Here is an 18,083-nt window from a genome sequence, read left to right on the forward strand (position 1 = left end):
AAACGAGTATGAAACGGATTCTCTATAAAACTTTAGGATGGAGTTTAGAAACTACATTCACCTCAACTCCTAACGCAAGCTTCAGACTTACTACGCTTTCATCCTTCTTTGCAGCAGTACATCATAGAGATTTGCCCTACCTAAAAGTACTCGTACAAAAACTTCAATTCGACCTCACTCAAAAGGATGAACAAGGCAGAACATTGCTTCATAAAATTGTTTCAGAACGCCTGGATTTTCCTCTCGTTTATACTAATTCGAGTAGCCAAGACGAGTTATTTCATTACATTTCCGAAGGAAAATACGACGAATTAAAAGTATTACTCAATCAAAAACCACTTGATCTCAATCATTTATTTAAAGACAGAACAACCCCATTACAATTGGCAATTATCAGTAAAAAATATCAAGATATTTGGACAAGAATTAACATCATCAAATTATTGCTAAATCATGGCGCATACCCAAATTTGGCACAATTGCCATTACTTAGCATCTGTTATCATGTCCATGGTGAACATGCCGTTCCAATCATTGAAGTATTAGGAAGTTATTGCGCAGACGTGTCTCTTAGGATAACTAACGAACTAACAGTCCTCTCAGAAGTCGCTCTCGACGGAAATGAACAATTAGTCCTGTTACTAATGAAATTGGGAGCTAACCCGCATACGCAAGAACACTATCGAGCAAGCTTATATAAACAGATTACCACGGACTCTTTTGCACGCTATCCACATCGTGTTACACCTTTTATTCGCACATTGATTAGCCAAATTGAAATGCCAAAAGAGCCAATCGGCGGGGTTGATTTAGAAGAAATAATCGCTTTTTTCAAACATTGTGGAAGCAATTTAGATGCTCAAGACTTAGAACAAAATACGCCTTTGCATTTTGCCAACTCTTATGAAGCATTTAAAGCGTTGCTAGAGAATGGCGCAACAACAAACTCCACAAATTGCCGCCAAGAAACCCCATTGCATAGTGCGGTAGCACGTAATTTTTTTGGTGGCTTTGTAGAAAAATTACTACAAAACGGCGCCCAAATTAATGCTCAAGATGCTAATGGCTTTACGCCTTTACGAAAAGCTATTCATGTACAAGGCTATAGTTCAACCGCTGAATCCTTGTTGCAACATGGCGCAGATTTTACTATCGCTGATCAAAAAGGAATTACACCATTTATCGCGACTATTATCGAAAAAAAATCGCAGATCACCCAGCAATTAATCACAATGAAAGCGAATGTGAATGAATATTCCCCGCCCTTTCGATGCTACCCAATTCATTTAGCACTTGATCCACAATATTATGATTTTACTATCGTAAAACATTTAGTTGCCGCGGATGCTTCTTTACTTCGCAAAAATGAGGATGGGAAGAATGCATTTGATATTGTTAAAGCGAATATGGATAAATACAGTCATTACGGCTTCAAGTCCGTGTTTTGCAGGTTTTTCGAGCCCCGTAAATACAATAATGGCGTAACAGATTATGGAGTTTACGAGACCGTCTTAGATATTCCCCATCTACAGGCTGAAAAAGGTATTTATGGTTTAGAACGATTAATCCGTTATAGAACTCCATTCCTGCCAGTAGGCCAAGGTCAATTAGAAACATCCGACATTTTAAGACATCCGGGAATAGAAATAGTTGCTCAGCTATTAATGCAGATAACCAGAAAAAGTCTGGAAGAAGAATTTTGTTATCTACTGCGCATCAATTTGATTCAAGATTTTTTGCCGTTATGGCAATTATTGCTCGATTTAAAACAACCCAAATTACAAAAACTTCTCATCGCGTATGTCAAAAATGAGGGTAATACCAAAATGCTCCATGACATGTTACGTATAGCAATTATTGATAGCGATGTCGAAATGGTCACTTTTTTATTACAAGATAACGATCTGCAAAAAATGATCAATGATAACGATTCACAGGGCAAAACTATGTTACATGACGCGATATTAAATATCGAAATCCATTCCCAAGAAATCAATACGCGGCGTGTCACTGAGAATTACAAATATATAAGGCCTAAAAAACCCATTAAAAAACCAGGAAAAGTTGGCATTCAAGATACAGCGAAAACTATCGAATTGTTAGTAGGCTATGGTGCTGATGTTAATGTTTCTTACCTGGGGAAATTACCACTGCTCTATGCTACCAGTGTAAGTCGATTTTTAATGACAGATGCAGTCGCTGATATCGTTTCCACATTGCTTAAAGCCCAAGCTAAAATAGAACCTGTCTGGGATTTATTATTTGATTGGATGACTAGTGATAAAATCAAATATTGCTATTGTAAATTTTTTATCGAACAAGAGCAGTGGGAAAATTTATTTCTGGTCATTAACCAACACCACTTTAATTTTAATCCTGTTAGTTTGTACTTAAATCTAAAAGAAATGCAAAATTTTGCTCAAGCCCTTACAAAACAACCCCAATCTTCTAAATTAATTAAAATCCAAGAAGAGTTAGCGACGCTATACCAAATAAATTGGCAGCGACATACTCTAACAGAGCAAATAATCACCGGTAAATATCAAGATGTAGAAGGATATGCTTGTCGAGAAAAGTTGAAGGCTATTGGGGCTAGCAACAATTGGACTGGTTTATTTAAACATACCACCAGTGAGGCAATACTATTAGTGAGTAATGAGACTTTGTATCGGCTTTAAGGAGTCAATAAAATAGGACTGCTTACAGGTATTACCGCAAATTTCTCTTTCTCTGAGGCATTATAATTTCTCACAAACCTGATACACCTCACTTTTACATGAAAGCTAGATTCCCAGAGTTTGCTGACTGACCTTTCTTAATGGCAAACGTATTACCACTCTATTTTATTATTTTCCCAATCTAGAGGAGGTTTTGGTCCTGGATGGTTCTCTACGGGAGTAGAAATAATAGGTGTTCTAACAATTGTAACTTTGTTTCCACCAGAAATTTTATTCAACTTTGATTTTGATATTTTTTTTGCTTTATCTTTATCTGAATTTTTTTTCATCATTTAGCACCTAAAAGAATCATTTTTTTTCAGTATAGCTTACTTTAATAAATAAATGTGATAGATACTAATATGGACCGGTCAAGGTACAAGCTGATTGTTAAAAAGTGAGCAAGCGGTTGATTATGTAGAAAGAACCAGCAAAGACAATCTATCTTTTTTAGGTCTTTTTTTGCGCCAATAAGATACCAAACAAACCGGGAATGTGTCTGCCTGCTTTATCCTTCTTGTGCAGATGACCTGTCGTTTCTTTATACTCTAAAATAGACCAGCCGCTATCTTGATAAACATGATAAAGCTCGTCTTGTTGTGGAAGAAAGGTGAATATATTTGGGAGTGAATAAAGTTCTGATTGAACAGGAAATACTAAAAAATGATAACCATTTTTCTTTGTGATCTCTTGAAGTTCAGCCAATAATGACGGTATGCGTCGCGCATTTAAGAACTGCAAAGAAACCGTTGCAAGAACAAAATCATAGTGGGCAGATTCAAGTTCCAAGGGCTTATTTAAGTCGTATAATATTGTATTAATCCCCGGCAACGCTTCTTTTTCAACGATATCGTGGATAGTTTTCAGTGCAGATTGACTGTGATCAATCCCGGTTACTCGATGCCCCATTTTTGCTAAGTACAGCAAGTTTCTGCCAGACCCACAGCCAACATCCAAAATAGTTAGGTTTTGTAAATGGCCTAAATAAGTCTCGTAGACATAGACTAAATCGCTATGCACAGCCCCTAAACCGTATTTCTTGTTAAAATAACGAAGGGGTATGCAATAAAACTCTAAAGTTGCATTAAATGTTTCACTCACTGGAACCACTTTGTGCCATATGGCAGGAGGAATAAGAAGTTGAGGATGTTTTTTATCAAGTCTAATCCGTGACTGCTCTTCTCCCTGACCATTCATAAATACAAAATCAATTTCTCCTTCGTGCAAGGAAAGCTTTCCCCAGGTTCCCTCTTTTGTACTGTGTTTTTCAAGGAAAAACTTCAGTTTTCCCTGACTATGAATTTCCGTTTGTTTATAACATAGCAAGCCATTGTACCCTGTTGTCATGGTAACTTATTCCTTGATTTGCCCACCGCTTAAGGGAATACCTCATATATTCTTTCTTACACCTTTATTAAATAACTATATGCTCATCTGGTCTTAGAGTAAGCACCTCATACCCACTGCTTGTGACTAAAATTGTATGTTCCCATTGTGCAGATAATTTATGGTCCTTCGTGACAACAGTCCATCCATCCCCTAAAGTTTTGATGTCCTTACTCCCCAAATTGATCATTGGCTCAATAGTAAAGGTCATTCCAGCCTGTAGTTGTAAACCCGTATTGGGTTTTCCAAAATGCATAACATCGGGTTTCTCCCACATTGTTTTACCAATCCCATGCCCCCCAAATTCACGAACAACAGAATATCGATTTTTTTCAGCATGCTCCTGGATAATACTTCCTATATCTCCAAGTCGAATACCAGGACGAACGATATCAATGGCTTTATAAAGACATTCTTGAGTAATCTTCACCAGCTTTTTAGCAAAGGGGCTGACATTGCCGACTAAAAACATTTTACTTGTATCACCAATATATCCATCTTTTTGTACTGTAACGTCAATATTAAGAATGTCCCCGTCTTTAATAATTTTATCAGAGGGTATTCCATGACAGACAACATGATTGATGGATGTGCAAATGCACGCCGGAAATCCATAGTGATTTAAGGTCGAAGGAATTGCATTTAAGTCTTCAATAATATATTTACGACATCTTTGTTCAAGCTCATGCGTACTTACACCCGCAACTACATAAGGCTCAATCATATGAAGTACTAATGCCGCCAAGTTTCCGGCTACTCGCATTTTTTCTATTTCTTCAGGCGTCTTCACTAACATAATGCATTTCACCTAATGAGGCTTGATTTACCATAATTTTAAGAATTTCAGGATAAGTGATGGTAGGATTCTCTTCTGCCAATTTCCCTACCCGAATCCAATACTCCGCTTGTGAATTTATTGAGCGACTCATAGCTCTAGCCATTAGTTTTGTTGCCTCATGTAATTCATCAGATATTTTTACGATGCCCATAGACTCCTCCTAAAACGCGCATAATATGCTATTTTGAAGTAAAATGAAATGATATGTATCATAATGTATTCTTTTCAATGATATGGGGTTTTCTTATACTAGAGAATTAATTGTGATTTTTTTGAACAGAATGCTACAATTTCTCATGCTGTCTTGAAAACGCTTCCATGAGATATACTGATTTAATTGATCCTGATTACGTGATTTCTTCTAACAGTAATCTGTGTAAAAAATATACCATTAAGAGATATTTAACTGACATATCCTATTTTATAAATTTTCGTCCATGGCAAATACCAAATAGGGTCTATAGAAAACTTTATACCAATTGGAAAGCACGCGTTAGCGTCCATCAAGAAGACATGAATCAGGCCTGGGAAATAATCCTCCCTTTGCTTGCTCAAGAAAATATGTGTTTCAAAGTAGCCAACCTTAATGTAATTGAAAAATTTAAACAGGGTAGACAGGACAGACTCGAGCATCTTCTTGAAGAACATAAGCGGTTTTTACAGAATCAGAACTCTCCAAATCTAAAGTTTTTAAGAAAGACTTTTCATAAAATATATCAAGAAATAGATTCATACCGCCGTAGCGAATGGCGATTCATTTCTTTCATACAAACTTACCTAAATTACGTAGTTTCTTTTTCCAATACTCTTTAAATAGAGACGAGCTATTTATTTATACAAAAAATATCTATGAGAACCTCATCGATTTTAGAAAACAAAAAGTAAAAAACAGCTTACGATTCTAGGAAGGAATGCAGTTTACTATCTATATTTCTCCTGGATTTGAAAAGGAGTGTCAGAAAACTTTGGAAAAAATAGAAGAACATTTACTAAACGCTAAAATTAGACCAGGAATAATTTTCCCCACCGATAGACAACTCGGGATTTATAGTTCAATTCGCCATCCCGGTAAATGGTATTATCATAAAGCCACTGATGTTAATTTGGAGACCTATAATCCGGGTAATATCGACGACCCATTTAGTTTTTTTAAAACACTACCTGCTGAAAAAATAATGCACGAGGACGAAATACAAACATTTCTTCAGCATAAAGACAGTGCTGAACTTATAGTATCAGCACTTACAACAAAACAATTCATTGCCCCTTCTCAATTAAAAGCCCTTGCTATGCATAAAGAGAGTGTTGTGAAACACATACAAACATTATCTTTGAAGAGAAAAAAAGAATTAATAACTGATTGTTTAGATAAATCCTCAAACTTAGGAAAATTTTTTAGAATTAAACGCGGTATCTTTAATCTAAAACCAGGCCATGGATCATTAAAACAATTAGAAAATATTCGGTTAACAATTAGTTAATTAAGCGTAGATTCTGCCTTTACTTAGTATTTTCCATAATGTAGCTATATCCACTCGGGAATCTTCAATCACACATTAAAAGGAACCAAGCTGTAGAAATGTGCATAAGTTTATCCATTAAAACTAAGCTTTTATCCAAATAAAAGAGTGAAATAATTTTTCATTCATTGACAAGAAATCCAATGCTCGCTTAGCATAGCTGCAATCCGAAAAGCAGGTAAGTATCCACCGATTTTCTGGATCTATAGATGGCTCGGGGTGCCGGTAACGGCTGAGAAATACCCGTCGAACTTGAACTGGTTAATACCAGCGTAAGGATTGCCTTGAAATCACGCATCTACTGCTGTGTGCCTTTTGCCATCTCACATTTTTAATTATTAAGGAGACTTGGCAAATGCATCAGCTTCATTCTAGAACCACATTATTATTAAATTGGTATGCAAATCCCTATCATACACCGCTTTTTGTAGCCCAAGCGCTAGGTTATTACAAAGACGAGGGTATTCATTTAGCTATTTTAGAACCTAATGATCCCAGTGATGTGACTGAAATTGTTGGTTTGGGGCAGGTCGATTTTGGGGTCAAAGCAATGATTCATACGGTAGTTGCTCGCGCCAAAGGCTACCCGGTAAGTTCCATTGGGACTCTTCTTGATGAGCCACCCACAGGGCTAATCGCTTTAAAATCGAGCGGGATAAAAACTTTTTATGATATTGTCGGTAAGCGGGTTGGATATATTGGTGAATTCGGTAAGAAGATTATTGATGATTTGGCAACACTTGCCGGCATTGATGCTGGTAGTTATGAAACAGTACGCATTGGCATGAATCTTAGTGATGCAATTTGTCGTCAGAAAGTAGACATTGGAGTGGGTTTCATTAATTTTCAACGTGTGGAATTGGACTATTTAAAAGGAGAGACCATTTTTTTACGGCTTGATCAATTAGCAGGCCTGGGTTGCTGTTGTTTTTGCTCTGTTCAGTTTATTGTCCCTGATGCTACCTTGAAAAATCCTGAGTTGGTTAAAGGATTTCTCAAAGCTACATCGCGTGGCATGGCCTATACCCTGGAAAACCCTGACGAAGCGTTTGAATTGCTGTGCGAACAAAAACCACAATTGGCCAGTGAAATGTATCGCAAAATTTTCTTAAGGACATTGCCTTTTTTCTCGCGATCTTTAATGAATGTCGAGCGCGATTGGGCAAAGGTAGCACGTTATGCACAGCATTTAGCAGTCATTGATAAGCAGTTTCCTCTGAATGAATGCTACACGAATGATTATCTACCTGAGGCTCCTTTTAGCGAGATTAATCCTATCGCTTGCTGTATTTAGATAAAAGACATTGTTTCCCGCATATTGGTATGTAGTTTGCTAAACTAACAGTAAAAGCAAAAGCATGGATTGGGGGATACTATGAAGCAATTGATTTTGCATCCCACCGAAATCAGTCAATGGCATGCGCTGGTTAATGAAGCGCAAGCCACTACACAGCTGGTTCTCAACGAAAATACAGAGAGTTATCTGGTATTTTTGCTGATGAGGTTTTCTCAAGGACCAAGACTGATTGAATCCGTTATTGCCTTGGATTTCCTGGAATCAATGAATAATCCGCGTCGACAAGTTGAGTTATTAAAAGATGTGGGAGACAAAAGTCTATTGTTCTGCGGGCTTTTCCCGGGTATTGCCAAAAAGCGTCACGTTAGCCTTGACTATTTTGCCGATATTGGTCAAGCGGCCTATCTTACGGTTGGAGAGCTCTACGAGAGACAGACCGGTGATTTGTATTTTCAGTTAAGTGCCCAATTTCTTTCTCTGCAACAAATACTGCGAGCAATGCGCGGAGAGTTCTTTGAGGCTTCATCATTAAATAGCATTGTATTATCAAAATTTGATTCACCCTTACAATGAGGAGCGCGCAGACGTGTTAGCCATTGCCTTCTCCTCGGTGGGCAAAATTAGATAGCCCTCCCCAATCACCTTTTTCAGCCATTGATAAGCAGGATGCTTTTTTGAAGTGACTAATGTTAAACGCATTTGATTGCCACGATTTTCCATAAACGTGGGTTGATAGAGAATCTTTGCAATCGAAATACGACCATTCTCATTTTTTTCAAGATGTAGTGACAATAAACCACTGCTTCGATTTTTAAGACTACCCTGATTCGATATAAAATTCCCCAAAGAATAAGCGACGAACACTTTTCTGCCATTTTGGGTGGTTAACCAGGCAAAAGGTTGCACGCAATGTGGATGTGACCCCAGAATCGCAAGCGCTCCTGCTTCAGCAAATTCTTTTGCCAATGCCTGTTGCGCTTTATTAGGACGAGTTTGATATTCCACCCCCCAATGGGGCGTGACAATAACAGCGTCGTGGGTTTTAGCGAGTTCACTAATTAATTGCAGTACTTGTTGTTTATCGCGGTAACAATGAAGAACTTGGCGATGTTTGTCTGCAATGCCATTGGTATCCTGAGTACAGGCCAACCAGGCAATAGAGACATTATTACTCGTTGTTTCAGCAAACCAGGCATCCTCGCTATTTTGCCGACGTGTGCCAGTAAAGGCTATTGCATTGGTCTGTAAATTGGCGATGGTTTTATCGATACCAGTTCCCCAACGATCCAAAGTATGGTTATTGGCGGTGGAAACCACATCAAAGCCTGAGAGTTTTAATGCACTAATTAAGGAAGGCGGATAGTTAAACATAGGAAAAGCAGTATAAGCCTCTTTAATATTTGTCGTACTATTACCTCGACTGTCAAGCATCTCAGCTGCAGGGCCTTCTAAATTTCCATACGTAATATCGGCGTTATCCAATTGAGGAATGACAGCTAACCACAAGGTACTAAACCCTTTTTCCATCCCCGTTTTTTGTAAGGGTTTATGGAGAAGCACATCACCGACGGCAATAATATGAACATTGCCGGCAAATAATGGGGAGAATAACCAAAAACTAAACGCGAGGATTAGCCTTGACATGGGATTCTCCGAAATAGCTAAAGATTATTTTTTATACATATGCCATGCCAAATAATTTTTTTAAAAATTGCTTTTTTAAAGTGTTATTACTTAATAAATTCTTAATCTTTTTTGTATAAAATTAAATCACATTTGCCATAACAGGAATCTAACAATGGCTCCTCGTGCGTTTTCTCAACTTTGCAAAAAAGCAAATTTCAGTATTTTTAACGACACATTGACTATCTATGTGAAACCCAATGGTGAATATGAAGAGCGATTGATCCTTGATCACAAGATTGGTGGGTTTCGTTCCGTACAAGAGCCTTGTTATTACATTTCTGAACGCGATAAATATACGACAGAAAGACGACTTATGGATGAACTGGGCGTGATTCAGTGGGTAAAATTAGAACATGATGGGCACCACTTGTTACATCAGGATGCTTTTGATAGGGAAGGAAGACACTCTCATGCGAAATTTAAAAAAGTTATTGATGAGCCCTTTTTAATAGAAATCGTAGAAGTTTTGAAGCGGTCTGGTTACATTAGCCATGAAGAAGAGACTCAATTCATTGACAATTTTAATTTAGCCAATCGTCTGGATGTAGATGGATATTTTACAGAGCAACTTAATAAAGCAAAGAAATTACAGAAAGATTTAGAAACGAAATCCACATTGAATCCTAACAAGTATGAGAAGGCGGTAAGGGCTGCCAAGGATCTTTGTACTACCTTAGAGGCAGAATATGTAAAATTTGACGATGCAGAACGCTCCTCTACTTCTGCTGAAGAATTCAAAAAGAACGCATTAGCTGCCATAGAGGCTGCCCAATCAGAACTTAAACATCATCGCGGTTGGAAAGAAGTTTTCTACAACGTGGGCCTTGCAGTTAGTATGCTGGTTATTCCCTACATCGCTGTAGGACTCTACAATGTGGCGCAAAAAAAGGATTTTATGTTTTTTAAAGTAGAGACTGAATCTAGTAGCGAACTTAAGGCATTTGAGGCTGAACTATTTCCCTCAATGAAAAAACGATAGATTTGTAATCTAATCCTACGAAGATTCATGCCATTAGAACTTCCAAGGGCATGAATCTTCCAAAATAACCCTCTTATTTCCGAAATAGCATAGTGACATCGATAGCATCAAACGAATACTGCTTATTGCAAAAATCACAGGTTACGTCGATTTTTCCTTTTTCTTTCAATAACTGTTTTGCTTCTTCTTCGCCAAGAATGGTTAAGACTTGTTTCATTTTTTCTTCACTGCAACGGCATTGAAAGCGTACTCTACGGGCATCGAAAAGGCGAACTTCTGTTTCATTATAAAGACGGTAAAGTAACGTTTGGTTATCGAGGGTCAACAATTCCTGCTCACTCACGGTTTGCCCAAGTTGTACAGCATATTCCCAGAAGTTCTCACGTTGCTGAGTATCTTGACCAGGCATTAATTGCAACAACATACCCGCTGCCATGTCTTCGTTCACAGCTAGCCATACACGAGTAGCAATTTGCTCAGATTGGGCAAAATAGGCCATTAAATTTTCACTCATGGAGGTGGATTGAATGGGGACGACACTTTGATAAGCTTGTGTTTGATTATATTGATTAATGGTTAATACAATTTGTCCTTTCAAAAATGCTTCAGCATAATCAACAATTTGTAAGTCTTCTTCATATTTTGCAAATGCCCTTAAGTTCAGGTGATGATCACATTGAACAATCAGCAAGGGCAGACGTTTATCGCCCTGGAACTGCAAGCTTAAATTGCCCTCAAACTTTATGCTTCCCACCAGAAGAAGACAGGAAACCAGCGCTTCGCCCAACAGATTTTTTATCATAGGAGGGTAAGAACGTTGTCCCATGATGGTTTGATAAGTGTCTTGTAGATGAGCAATTTCACCGCGAATATTGGCATTCTCAAAAATAAAACGCTGAAGAGAGTCAATTTCTTTCATTATTGAACCTGTGGATCTGCAAAATGGACATATTCTAGCATAAAGAAGATTGCACGCCTCGATTTGTCACGAGATAATGATCTTTTTTTGTTCGAGATAAAAAGACAATGTTAAATCCTCAACAAACGGCAGCAGTGCGCTATATTGATGGCCCTTTGTTGGTGCTGGCTGGTGCTGGGAGTGGTAAAACTAGGGTCATCACCCAAAAGATAGCCTATTTGCTTGAACAATGTGGCTATGCTGCTACCAGTGTTTGTGCGGTGACATTTACTAACAAAGCAGCCAATGAAATGCGAGCCCGTATTGCTTCTGTTCTACCCGCAACGATTCGACGTGGGTTAAAGGTAGCTACATTTCATACTTTAGGTTTAACGATCATTAAGCACAATGTGGCTTTGTGTGGTTTAAAAGCTGGGTTTTCAATTTTTGATAGTGAAGATTGTCTGCAATTATTACGAAGTTTTTTACCTGCAAATAAAGCCACAGAACGCGATTATTTATTTCAAATACAACAGCAAATTTCACGCTGGAAGAATGAATTATTAAGTCCTGAAGATGTTTCAAAACTTGCAGTTGATGATGAGATTGCACGCATTTATCCTGTCTACCAACAGGCCTTGAAAGCCTATAATGCAGTTGATTTTGATGATTTGATTCGCTTGCCGGTTCACTTGTTAACCAATCATGCTGAGGTCCGGGAAAAATGGCAAAATAAAATTCGTCATTTGTTAGTCGATGAATACCAGGATTCCAACACCTGCCAATATTTGTTGGTTAAATTGCTTACCGGGATTCGAGCACAATTTACTGTTGTGGGTGATGATGATCAGTCTATCTATGCATGGCGAGGCGCTAAACCTGAAAATTTGGCACAACTGCAAAAAGATTATCCCCAACTTAAAGTGATTAAACTTGAACAAAATTATCGGTCTACCGCACGAATTTTACATGTCGCCAATCATTTAATCGCCAACAATACCCATTTGTTTAGCAAGAAATTGTGGAGTGCCTTAGGCCATGGGGAACCTTTGCGTGTTTTGGTATGTAAAGATGATAATGATGAGGCTGAGCAAGTTGTGGCTGATTTGATTAGTCATAAATTACGCAATCGTACGCAATATGGCGAATATGCAATTTTATATCGAGGAAATCATCAGTCACGCATTTTTGAAAAAATTTTGCGTCATCACGGTATTCCATACCGTATTAGTGGAGGACAATCGTGGTTTGCTCGCAGCGAGGTTAAGGATATTTTTGCTTACTTAAAACTACTGTGTAATGACGCTGATGATGCCGCCTTCTTAAGAGTAATTAACACTCCAAAACGAGGGATTGGCGATACCAGTCTCGATGCGTTAGGACATTACGCACAAGGCAGAGGACAAAGTCTTTACAGTTGTGCAGATCATTTGGCTTTAGCTGAGCTACTTGCGGATAAACCACGGGCAGCCTTACTCCATTTCAAGCAATGGTTTGAGGAAATCAAACAGCAACTAAAAAAGCGCGGTGCAGTTGAGGTATTGCGTGAGATGGTGGATGACAGTGGTTATGAGGCTTATATTTATGAGCAATGTGATGCACCTGCAAAAGCGCAAAAACGCATGGACAATGTATGGGAACTTATTGAGTGGGTGGGCCGTTTACTTGCAAAAGATACCGATCAACAGTTGTCTGATGTGGTTAACAAACTGATTCTTATCGATATTTTAGAGCAATCCGACGAGCATGATGGCGAAAGTTTGCAATTAATGACCTTACATGCCTCTAAAGGCCTTGAGTTTCCCTATGTGTACTTGGTGGGTATGGAAGAGGAATTATTACCGCATCGAGTAAGTATTGACGAAGATCAAATCGAAGAAGAGCGCCGCTTAGCCTATGTGGGAATTACACGTGCCCAAAAAGCGTTGTGCTTAACGTTGGCTAAAAAACGTCGCCGTGGGGGCGAATTACAAGACTGCCAACCAAGTCGTTTTTTAGAGGAGCTGCCTCAAGATAGCCTGGAATGGTTTGGCAAATCAGGTGAACGAAATGAAGCGAAAGCAAAAGCGACAGCTCAATCTCATTTAGCGGGATTAAAAAATCTACTCCAGGATTAAATACGAGAAGGCTTTTATTTCCTTTTAGTCTACGTTAACTTATTTGATACTTAGATGATTACTACAAGGATGGTTCTTTTGAATAAAACGGATTTATTCCAGCCAACAATGCTTGGCTCACTGCGATTAGCTAATCGCATTGTGATGGCTCCTTTGACTCGCAGTCGTGCTGGCAAACATGATGTCCAAGGTCTAATGAATGCTGAATATTATGCCCAAAGAGCAAGCGCTGGGTTAATTATCAGTGAAGCGACGCAAATTTCGCAGCAAGGCAAAGGTTATGCATTTACTCCTGGTATTTATTCGCAAGAACAAGTTGCCGGTTGGAAATTGGTCACCGACGCGGTTCATGCTGAACAAGGATTAATCTTTGCTCAGCTTTGGCACGTGGGACGTATTTCACATCCTGATTTACAACCCGATCATCAATTACCTGTCGCGCCTTCTGCCGTTAAACCAGTGGGACAGGCATTTACTGAAACTGGGTTTAAAGAGTTGGTGACTCCACGTGCTCTTGTAACAAGCGAAATTCCTGAAGTGATAAAACAGTATGTTCATGCGGCTCAATGTGCTAAGCAAGCAGGGTTTGATGGCATTGAGTTACATGCTGCCAATGGCTATCTAATCGACCAATTTCTACGTGATAAAACCAATCTCAGAACTGATCGCTATGGTGGCAGTTTGGGAAATCGAACACGTTTTTTGCTGGAGTTGCTAGAAGCCCTTGTCTCAGTGTGGCCTTCAGAAAGAATAGGGATTCGTTTATCTCCTGTGAGCCCCGCTAATGATATTGCGGATAGCAAACCAATGGAGACATTTTCTTATGTGGTTAAAGCAATTAATCATTTTAATTTATCTTATCTTCATTGTGTTGAAGGGGTAACTACAGGGCCACGCAATATTCCGGCTAACTTTAGTTTTACTGAGTTACGAGCTCTCTTCAGTGGACAGTACATGGCTAATAATGGTTATGATTTAGAACTTGCATTGAAAGCTCGTCGCGACAATACAGCGGATTTAATTTGCTTAGGCCGCCCTTTTATTGCTAATCCTGATTTGGTCGCACGCCTGCAAAATGGAGCGTCCTTAGCGGAAGCTCCCAAAGAATTATGGTATGGTGGCGGGGCTCATGGCTATATTGATTGGCCAATGTCTAACGAGATTTAAGTGAAATATATGTTGGGTCAAACGACCCAACATACGTTGTACTGCATCATTGAGAACGCTAAGCGGCAGGAGATGAAATTTGTGTGGGTAATTCGTCAATAAATTTACTTGTTTTGGTTTTGCTGTCCGGTCTATCAAAAAAGCGTTGTTTATAGTGAACGTGGTTTCCTTTCTCCTCTTCTAATCGCTCTACAACCGATTTACCGTTACGTAAGTCATTTTGCAGAGTATTAAGCGCATCCAGTTTTTCATGGGCAATACCTTGCTGCCAAACTACTTTTCCTAAATGCTTTTCTTTAAATCGATCAATACGGTAAATGGCATGATGAGCTTTCCAATTAGCAGAAGGTTGCTCGACTCCCTTTAAATTAACATGGCTGATTTCTTTCTCACCCATTTGCTTTTCCCGTGCTTGTTTGTAATCAAGAACATGACGAAACGTTCCTTCATTTCTTTGACTTGCCCAAGAATCCCATTTTGCAGCAGCAATATAGAATAGGAAGAAGAAACCTTTTATTACTCGTGTAGGAATATCAACACTATGATCATGACCATGGCCTGCGCTTAAACGCTCTTTTAACAGTGCTTTAGTCTGTTTGGATGGTTTATTGGTATGTTGATGTATGTCCTGCATTTCAACTTCATGCGAGTCTGAGTGATGGTGATGATGTTCATCGTCATGATGGTGCTGGTGTCCGTCATGGCTATGATCGAAGAAGTAATGTGCATCTTCAAAACCTTCACTGATGATTCCAAGTAAAGCGGACACAATTTCAGGAACTCCCGGTACCCTATCAGCAGTAACTCCAATACTAATTAAATGACCTAGAAAGAAGACTATCCGCAGGGGAGTAACAGTAAGCTTTAACAAAATACGCGCAGGGTTAACAATTTGCAACCAGTTTTCTCGGGCCTTAAGATTCTGCCAACCCTCAACAATTGATTTGCCAAAGCGCTTTAAAAATCCATGCTTTACTTGAGTAGCCTTATCAATGATATCCAAGGATTCGCTGGTATTTTGTAAGTTAAACACTAAAGAGGACATGCCGGTAACCACTGGATGGATAACCCCCATTACAAAGCTTGGTATTTTCTCCATCCAAGTAAAAATGGGGCGAGTATGCTTAACAACTGTCCACCAGGTACCTGCAGTACAAACAGTAAGAGCCACCGCTAAACCAACTAACAAAATAGCAACCGTGGCGATAAAAACAGAACGAACAGTAAGACCTTCTGATAAATTATGACGAATTTTGTTATACCATTTGCGAATAGTGTCATTATTAATCATATCCGTTACAGCATTGTAAGTGAGGAAGCCATAGGCAGCACCAGCGATTATCGCCATAGGGACAATCAAAAATGGAAGTGCAGTCATAGAAATAGCCGCTAAAAGAGGAATAGCAGCAAAGGCCTCCACTAATAAATAAGTCGTACCAAATCCCATAAAGATACTGGCAAGTAAACTAAAAAGTTTTACTTTATTAAAGTGAGCACGACGTTCTTTTAATTTAGTTTGCCACTCTTCCTGATCATGATTACTTAACCACTGTTTCAGTTGGTTTTCGTAGATATTGACGGTTGTTGTCTCAGAATCAGAGAGGGTTTGGTTTGAAACTTGTCCTGAAAGTTGTTGCGCAAACCATTTCTCCATATTACGCAAGGTTTTTTCAATTCGTTGTTTATCAGCAAGACTCTGCTTGTCCAATTTTTTATGAGCAAACAAATGCAATAATTTTAATTGCTTTTCATAATCTTTAAAAAATTCAGGGCAGTTTTCATCGGCAGTATTAGGAAAATGAGTGAGCAAATATTCATTCGCTAGATGATGTTTCAGATACTCTCGCTTGAAGAATAATTTATTTAATGCACCTTTGATATTTTGTAGATAAATTTCGCCCTCGTAAGCGACAGAAAGAACGAAAGAGCCAAGGGCTAGTGATAATGCTGGTGATAAAACAAACATGCCTCCAAAGCTTAAGAAACCAAGAATTAAGCTTGCACCCATAGTAAGTAATATCAAAAGAAGATAATAAGGGATTTTTTTTGCTTTCATTGTTCACCAAGTAGGCAGATAAAAAGAAATGAAACTTTATAACAAATGAAAATGATTATCAATAACTTCGAGGGCAAAAAAATAACATCTCGAGCGACGGAGATCGCTTATAAAAAAATAAAGTGATGGAGTTGGAAAATAGGGGTGACATAGTTTTGCATCCTCATGTACCATGGAAGCGATTTTTTAAACGTTAACAAGGAGTGATGATGCGTTTTAGTCATTGGATAGCTGGTCTATCCACTAGTTTACTTATGGCAACCAATTCACTGTCGGCTGCCTCTGTCCCCACTGTTGAACAATTGCAAGTACCACAATGCCTCGCAAGCCAATTGTCTTTTTACCCCGTGCTTGCTGAAAATAAAGAATTTAAGATTATTGAAGTTCCTGTTGCAGACATAACTAAAATTGCTCTGCTTGCTGATAAGGTTCATTGTGGACGTTTTATTAATGTGAGCCATCATCTCACTACCAAGACGGCGAGTTCTAAAGTAAAGACGGCACAGGCTCTCTTAGCAAAACCTGAGTTTAAAGCAAATATCCCGGAAGCGATGTATGAAATTAAGCATCCAGCAGAAGTTAATACCGCTTTAGCGGCCGTTGATACTCAGAACATCATGAGTACTTTAACGCATTTAACGAATTACTATAATCGTTCTGCTACAACTGATCGCGGAAAAGAGGTTGCTCAGTGGCTACAGCAAGAATTTGAGGCAATGGCTATAGCGAATGGTCGGGAAGATACAACGACTTATTTTGTAGAAACTGGCTGGTATAAGCAACCTTCTTTAGTGACCGTGATTGGAAAAGATCTGAAAGAGCCTGGTATTGTTATCGGTGCCCACATGGATACATTAGATGGTCGCATGCCAGGGGCTGGAGATGATGGTAGTGGTTCTTCCAGTGTTATGGAAATTGCGCGTGTACTTTTAGCATCTAAAATGGAATTCAAACGCCCAATTTACATTATTTGGTATGCTGCTGAAGAGCGAGGTCTTGTAGGTTCAAGCTATGTCGTAGAAGATTTCCAGGAAAAAGGAATCCCTGTGAAAGCAGCGATTCAATTTGATATGACTGGATTCCGAAATGATCCTACCGATCAAACAATGTGGGTATTCCGTGACTACACCGACAAGACTCTAAGTAATTTTATGGTGGATCTGATTCAGACCTATGTCAAAGTTCCTGTGAGTTATTCAAAATGCGGTTATGGTTGTAGCGATCATGCTTCCTGGACTAAGGTAGGTATTCCAGCAGCATTTCCATGTGAAACAAGCTTTGAAGATCACAACCCCTACATCCATTCAAAAGAAGACACAATGAACAGACTCTATCCTGAGCATATGACTAATTTTGCTAAATTAGGAATTGCTTTCGCAATTGAATTGGCTAGTGAATAATACAGACTAAACAGTTTGTTTT

Annotated in this window: 15 protein-coding genes and 1 riboswitch; of the genes, 8 read left to right on the forward strand and 7 right to left on the reverse strand. The window is 38.8% G+C overall.

Annotated features, from left to right (window positions below; genetic code table 11):
• Positions 1 to 8: 8 nt before the first annotated feature.
• The gene (locus LHA_RS16240; protein WP_052673733.1) at positions 9 to 2,678 is read left to right on the forward strand and encodes an ankyrin repeat domain-containing protein; all 2,670 of its coding nucleotides are present in this window, start codon (positions 9 to 11) and stop codon (positions 2,676 to 2,678) included.
• A gap of 152 nt (positions 2,679 to 2,830) precedes the next feature.
• Here the strand turns inward: LHA_RS16240 and LHA_RS17010 are convergent, their stop codons facing one another.
• The 4 genes from LHA_RS17010 to LHA_RS14060 all read right to left on the reverse strand — a co-directional run bounded on the left by LHA_RS17010 (position 2,831) and on the right by LHA_RS14060 (position 5,092).
• A complete protein-coding gene (locus tag LHA_RS17010; protein WP_147292370.1) occupies positions 2,831 to 3,010 on the reverse strand; it encodes a hypothetical protein in 180 nt (59 codons plus the stop codon).
• Positions 3,011 to 3,167: 157 nt separating this feature from the next.
• Positions 3,168 to 4,064 (reverse strand): SAM-dependent methyltransferase TehB, encoded by an 897-nt coding sequence (gene tehB, locus LHA_RS14050; protein ID WP_045107099.1) that lies wholly within the window; start codon positions 4,062 to 4,064, stop codon positions 3,168 to 3,170.
• A 67-nt stretch (positions 4,065 to 4,131) separates the two neighbouring features.
• The gene (gene map, locus LHA_RS14055) at positions 4,132 to 4,899 is read right to left on the reverse strand and encodes a type I methionyl aminopeptidase (RefSeq protein ID WP_045107100.1); all 768 of its coding nucleotides are present in this window, start codon (positions 4,897 to 4,899) and stop codon (positions 4,132 to 4,134) included.
• Positions 4,880 to 5,092 carry a ParD-like family protein gene (locus tag LHA_RS14060; RefSeq protein ID WP_045107101.1) on the reverse strand — a complete coding sequence of 71 codons (213 nt, stop codon included), beginning with the start codon at positions 5,090 to 5,092 and terminating at the stop codon, positions 4,880 to 4,882. Before LHA_RS14060 ends, map begins: the two co-directional genes overlap by 20 nt.
• A gap of 760 nt (positions 5,093 to 5,852) precedes the next feature.
• Between LHA_RS14060 and LHA_RS14070 the strand changes: the two genes are divergently transcribed.
• The 3 genes from LHA_RS14070 (at position 5,853) to LHA_RS14080 (ending at position 8,331) form a co-directional block, all read left to right on the forward strand.
• On the forward strand, positions 5,853 to 6,422 hold the full coding sequence (locus LHA_RS14070; protein WP_045107103.1) for a hypothetical protein: 570 nt from the start codon (positions 5,853 to 5,855) through the stop codon (positions 6,420 to 6,422).
• Positions 6,423 to 6,666: 244 nt separating this feature from the next.
• Positions 6,667 to 6,758, forward strand: a riboswitch (TPP riboswitch).
• Positions 6,759 to 6,816: 58 nt separating this feature from the next.
• Positions 6,817 to 7,755: an ABC transporter substrate-binding protein gene (locus LHA_RS14075; protein WP_045107104.1), complete on the forward strand. Its 939-nt coding sequence runs from the start codon at positions 6,817 to 6,819 to the stop codon at positions 7,753 to 7,755.
• A gap of 81 nt (positions 7,756 to 7,836) precedes the next feature.
• On the forward strand, positions 7,837 to 8,331 hold the full coding sequence (locus LHA_RS14080; RefSeq protein WP_045107105.1) for a hypothetical protein: 495 nt from the start codon (positions 7,837 to 7,839) through the stop codon (positions 8,329 to 8,331).
• On the opposite strand, the gene LHA_RS14085 is transcribed toward LHA_RS14080, so the two are convergent.
• On the reverse strand, positions 8,323 to 9,402 hold the full coding sequence (locus LHA_RS14085; RefSeq protein WP_045107106.1) for a CapA family protein: 1,080 nt from the start codon (positions 9,400 to 9,402) through the stop codon (positions 8,323 to 8,325). The genes LHA_RS14080 and LHA_RS14085 overlap by 9 nt on opposite strands.
• A gap of 154 nt (positions 9,403 to 9,556) precedes the next feature.
• Between LHA_RS14085 and LHA_RS14090 the strand changes: the two genes are divergently transcribed.
• A complete protein-coding gene (locus tag LHA_RS14090; protein ID WP_045107107.1) occupies positions 9,557 to 10,423 on the forward strand; it encodes a hypothetical protein in 867 nt (288 codons plus the stop codon).
• A gap of 73 nt (positions 10,424 to 10,496) precedes the next feature.
• Here LHA_RS14090 and hslO read toward each other — a convergent pair whose 3' ends face one another.
• Positions 10,497 to 11,342, reverse strand: coding sequence for an Hsp33 family molecular chaperone HslO (gene hslO, locus LHA_RS14095; protein WP_045107108.1), 846 nt, complete (start codon positions 11,340 to 11,342; stop codon positions 10,497 to 10,499).
• 107 nt (positions 11,343 to 11,449) lie between these two features.
• Between hslO and rep the strand changes: the two genes are divergently transcribed.
• Complete coding sequence (gene rep, locus LHA_RS14100) at positions 11,450 to 13,438, forward strand: DNA helicase Rep (RefSeq protein ID WP_045107109.1); 1,989 nt, start codon at positions 11,450 to 11,452, stop codon at positions 13,436 to 13,438.
• A 69-nt stretch (positions 13,439 to 13,507) separates the two neighbouring features.
• Entirely contained in the window at positions 13,508 to 14,605 is a 1,098-nt protein-coding gene (locus tag LHA_RS14105; protein WP_045107613.1) for an alkene reductase, read from the forward strand.
• Between the two features lie 58 nt (positions 14,606 to 14,663).
• On the opposite strand, the gene LHA_RS14110 is transcribed toward LHA_RS14105, so the two are convergent.
• Positions 14,664 to 16,661: a hypothetical protein gene (locus LHA_RS14110; RefSeq protein ID WP_045107110.1), complete on the reverse strand. Its 1,998-nt coding sequence runs from the start codon at positions 16,659 to 16,661 to the stop codon at positions 14,664 to 14,666.
• A gap of 209 nt (positions 16,662 to 16,870) precedes the next feature.
• Here LHA_RS14110 and lapA point away from each other — a divergent pair, with 209 nt between their 5' ends.
• Entirely contained in the window at positions 16,871 to 18,061 is a 1,191-nt protein-coding gene (gene lapA, locus LHA_RS14115; RefSeq protein WP_045107111.1) for an aminopeptidase LapA, read from the forward strand.
• The last annotated feature ends 22 nt before the right edge of the window (positions 18,062 to 18,083 follow it).

This window comes from Legionella hackeliae, from assembly GCF_000953655.1.
Lineage (GTDB): Bacteria > Pseudomonadota > Gammaproteobacteria > Legionellales > Legionellaceae > Tatlockia > Tatlockia hackeliae.

Excerpts from the sequence above, each read along its gene's own strand:
- rep (WP_045107109.1), top strand. The coding sequence starts at position 11,450 with ATGTTAAATCCTCAACAAACGGCAGCAGTGCGCTATATTGATGGCCCT.
- LHA_RS14070 (WP_045107103.1), top strand. The coding sequence starts at position 5,853 with ATGCAGTTTACTATCTATATTTCTCCTGGATTTGAAAAGGAGTGTCAG.
- map (WP_045107100.1), bottom strand. The coding sequence starts at position 4,899 with ATGTTAGTGAAGACGCCTGAAGAAATAGAAAAAATGCGAGTAGCCGGA.
- LHA_RS14110 (WP_045107110.1), bottom strand. The coding sequence starts at position 16,661 with ATGAAAGCAAAAAAAATCCCTTATTATCTTCTTTTGATATTACTTACT.
- LHA_RS16240 (WP_052673733.1), top strand. The coding sequence starts at position 9 with ATGAAACGGATTCTCTATAAAACTTTAGGATGGAGTTTAGAAACTACA.
- LHA_RS14085 (WP_045107106.1), bottom strand. The coding sequence starts at position 9,402 with ATGTCAAGGCTAATCCTCGCGTTTAGTTTTTGGTTATTCTCCCCATTA.
- LHA_RS14060 (WP_045107101.1), bottom strand. The coding sequence starts at position 5,092 with ATGGGCATCGTAAAAATATCTGATGAATTACATGAGGCAACAAAACTA.
- LHA_RS14105 (WP_045107613.1), top strand. The coding sequence starts at position 13,508 with ATGGTTCTTTTGAATAAAACGGATTTATTCCAGCCAACAATGCTTGGC.
- LHA_RS14080 (WP_045107105.1), top strand. The coding sequence starts at position 7,837 with ATGAAGCAATTGATTTTGCATCCCACCGAAATCAGTCAATGGCATGCG.
- LHA_RS14090 (WP_045107107.1), top strand. The coding sequence starts at position 9,557 with ATGGCTCCTCGTGCGTTTTCTCAACTTTGCAAAAAAGCAAATTTCAGT.
- lapA (WP_045107111.1), top strand. The coding sequence starts at position 16,871 with ATGCGTTTTAGTCATTGGATAGCTGGTCTATCCACTAGTTTACTTATG.
- hslO (WP_045107108.1), bottom strand. The coding sequence starts at position 11,342 with ATGAAAGAAATTGACTCTCTTCAGCGTTTTATTTTTGAGAATGCCAAT.
- LHA_RS14075 (WP_045107104.1), top strand. The coding sequence starts at position 6,817 with ATGCATCAGCTTCATTCTAGAACCACATTATTATTAAATTGGTATGCA.
- tehB (WP_045107099.1), bottom strand. The coding sequence starts at position 4,064 with ATGACAACAGGGTACAATGGCTTGCTATGTTATAAACAAACGGAAATT.
- LHA_RS17010 (WP_147292370.1), bottom strand. The coding sequence starts at position 3,010 with ATGATGAAAAAAAATTCAGATAAAGATAAAGCAAAAAAAATATCAAAA.